Annotated in this window: 4 protein-coding genes; 3 read left to right on the top strand and 1 reads right to left on the bottom strand. The window is 75.2% G+C overall.

The genetic code is table 11. The annotated features are described in order from the left end of the window. On the bottom strand, positions 1-185 hold a 185-nt coding region (locus N866_RS21115), incomplete at its 3' end, for a hypothetical protein (RefSeq protein WP_216699485.1). 56 nt (positions 186-241) lie between these two features. On the opposite strand from N866_RS21115, the gene N866_RS17850 reads away from it, so the two are divergent. The 3 genes from N866_RS17850 (at position 242) to N866_RS17835 (ending at position 2,668) form a co-directional block, all read left to right on the top strand. Further along, on the top strand, positions 242-673 hold the full coding sequence (locus N866_RS17850) for a rhodanese-like domain-containing protein (RefSeq protein WP_034229174.1): 432 nt from the start codon (positions 242-244) through the stop codon (positions 671-673). 149 nt (positions 674-822) lie between these two features. After that, positions 823-1,998, top strand: coding sequence for an RDD family protein (locus N866_RS17840; RefSeq protein WP_052023234.1), 1,176 nt, complete (start codon positions 823-825; stop codon positions 1,996-1,998). Positions 1,999-2,152: 154 nt separating this feature from the next. Further along, positions 2,153-2,668, top strand: coding sequence for a GNAT family N-acetyltransferase (locus N866_RS17835; RefSeq protein ID WP_034229170.1), 516 nt, complete (start codon positions 2,153-2,155; stop codon positions 2,666-2,668). Positions 2,669-2,882: the final 214 nt, after the last annotated feature.

Here is a 2,882-nt window from a genome sequence, read left to right as displayed (position 1 = left end):
CCGGACCGGTCGCCGGACGCGGCGCCGTCATCGGTCCCGGCCGTGGCGCCCGCCGCACCGGCGGCCGCCTCCACCCGGGTCGCGGCGTCCCCGCCGTCGGTGCCGAGTGCGACCAGGGCCGCCGTTCCTGCCACCAGCGGGAGGGCCGCAGCCGCCCACCATGCGCGTCGAGTCCGTGTGCTCACCGGGGGCACGGTAGAACACCTTTCTGGCGCCGCGAGGCGTCCGTACCCTTGGGGGTATGCCTCGACGCCACCTCCACCTCCACCTCGCCCTCGCCGCCCTGCTCACGGTGGGCGGGCTGAGCGCGTGCGGCGCCGACGGTGCAGACGACGGCGGGTCGTCGGCCGCCTCGGTCACGGATGTCGACCCCGCCGCCTTCGCCGCCCTGGCCGACGACCCCGGGGTGACCGTCCTGGACGTCCGCACGCCCGAGGAGTTCGCCGCCGGGCACCTGCCGGGCGCGGTCAACATCGACAGCTCCGCCCCGGACTTCGCCGACGCGGTCGGCGCGCTGCCGAAGGACGGCACCTACCTCGTCTACTGCCAGACCTCCAACCGGTCCGGCGTCGCGACGGACCGCATGGTCGACCTCGGCTTCACCGACGTCTACGACCTCCAGGGTGGCATCGTCGCCTGGTCCGACGCGGGCAACGAGGTCGTCACCGACTGACGTCGAGCCCGCCCCCTGCTCCCGCCCGCGCGTTTCCCGACACATTCGTCCCCCGGCGCCCAGATCTGTCGGGAAACGCGACCCGGCAGGGGCACGCCGGACCCCGATCGGCCCTTCCCGTGCGGATCGGCAGGTGGGAGCCTCGACTCGTGACCGACGGGGGGCGTCAGGGGGACGCGGGGCAGGGCGTGCTGCCACCGCCGTCGCCGCGCGCGTCCGGCCCGCACCCGGAGGCCCCGGTCTCCGGTCCGGTGTTCGCGCACTGGCTCCGCCGCGTCGTCGCGACGCTCCTCGACAGCAGCGTCCTCGCGCTCCTCACCTGGATCGCCTTCCCGCTCCAACCGGTCGATCCGCCCGCGACCCTGCCGCTCGCGGGCGGCGCCGTCGGGACGATCACCACGGCGCCGACGGCGGACGTGTGGACGAGCAGCGGCGTGGTGGTGGGCGCCGTCGTCGTCGGCCTGCTCCTGCAGGCGTACCTCGGCTCCACGCCGGGCAAGCTGGTGGTGGGCATCGCGGTGGTGCGGCAGGACGACCACCGTCCGGCGGGCCTCCTGCGCGTCCTCGGCCGCGAGGTCCTGCACGTCCTCGACCTCATCTTCTTCGTCGGGTACCTCCGGCCGCTGTGGAACCGGCGCCGCGAGACCTTCGCCGACACCCTCGCCTCCACCGTCGTCCTCCAGACGCGCGCCCCGCTGCCCTACGTGCTCGCCGGACCAGTCGTGCACCGGTGGCGGAGCCGGCCGGCGTCGGACGCGGTCGACGGCCTGCTGCTCGAGCCGTGGCAGCTGTCGGCACCCCCGCGGTGGCGCCGGGTCGCCACGTGGGTCGCGACGGCGGCGTGCGCGGCGGGCGTCGTGTACACGATCGGCGGCGAGTCCGGGCGTGGGGCGACGGTCCTCGCCTCGTGCTCCGTGGTGGAGCCGAGTGACGCGGCCGTGTCGCTCACCGGCGCCCGGGTCGAGGTCCGCGACGGCGCGGAGACGCGCACCCGGCTCTGGCTGACCCGGACGATGGTGACGGAGCCCCCGGGGGTCGTCGTCGACTGGGGCTGGGAGGGCGAGTGGAGCAGCGACGACGACCTGCGGTTCCGCGTCGCCGTGCGGGACACGTCGGGCGAGCAACGGCGCTGGGAGTACCCGTTCGAGGGTGACGGCCTGGCCGTCCCTGCCGGCCAGGCGATCCCGGACCGGCCCCAGTCGGTCCGGCTGCCGCTCGAGGGGCTGGGCCTGACCGGACCCGTGAGGGTGGAGGCCGACGCCGTCCTGAACGGCACACCGATCCGAGGCTGCGCCGTCGAGACCACGATCCCCCCGGCCCGCTGACCACCCAGTCACCGCCCCGCCCCGCCGCCCCGCCGCCCCAGCTCCAGCTCCAGCTCCAGCCGGGGCGCCTTTCCCGACAGAATCGTGCGCCGGCGCGCAGATCTGTCGGGAAAGGCGGTTGGGGAGGGCGGACGGGTGAGTAGCGTCCGCTCCCATGAGCTGGCTTCCCGAGGGCTTCGAGCCGCCCGCGCGCCTGGACCTGCCGACCGGTCACCACCTGCGGCCGATCCGGGCGACTGATGTCGGCATCGACATGGTCGCCGTGATGGGCTCGCAGGAGCGGCTGTTCGGCCTGTTCGGCGGCGTGTGGGGGTGGCCGCCCGCCACCATGACCCGCGAGCAGGACCTCGAGGACCTGGCGCACCACGAGGACGAGATGCGCCGGCGCGCCTCGTACAACTACGCCGTCCTCGACACCGACGAGACGCGCCTCCTCGGGTGCGTCTACGTCGACCCGCCCGACAAGATCGTCGACGCGGACGCAGAGATCCTCTGGTGGGTGGTCGACGACGCCGTCGGCACCGACCTCGAACGCGCCCTCGCCGACGCGATCCCGCGCTGGATCGAGCAGAAGTGGCCGTTCGAGCGACCGGTGCACGTCGGCCGGGACCTCACCTTCGCCGAGTGGACCGCGCTGCCCGAGCCGGGGGCAGCCTCCGACCCGAGCTGAGCCCCCTCGCTGCGGTACCGAGGGCCGGAAGGCACGGTCACCTCCCAGGCCGGCCACAGCGGGATGCACCTACCCTGACGCGATGACATCGGCCGCGACGCCGGGCGCCGGCGCGCCCCCAGACACCGCGGCCTCCACGTCGCCCGGGGACGCCGTCGTCACCGCCGCCGGGCCGCCCGCACACGTCGCGGTCACGGCCCGGCCGACGACGGCG

Source organism: Actinotalea ferrariae CF5-4, assembly GCF_000603945.1.
GTDB classification, from domain to species: Bacteria; Actinomycetota; Actinomycetes; order Actinomycetales; family Cellulomonadaceae; genus Actinotalea; species Actinotalea ferrariae.
Note: the sequence above shows the minus strand (reverse complement) of the source record. Positions and strands in the feature narration are given on the sequence as shown.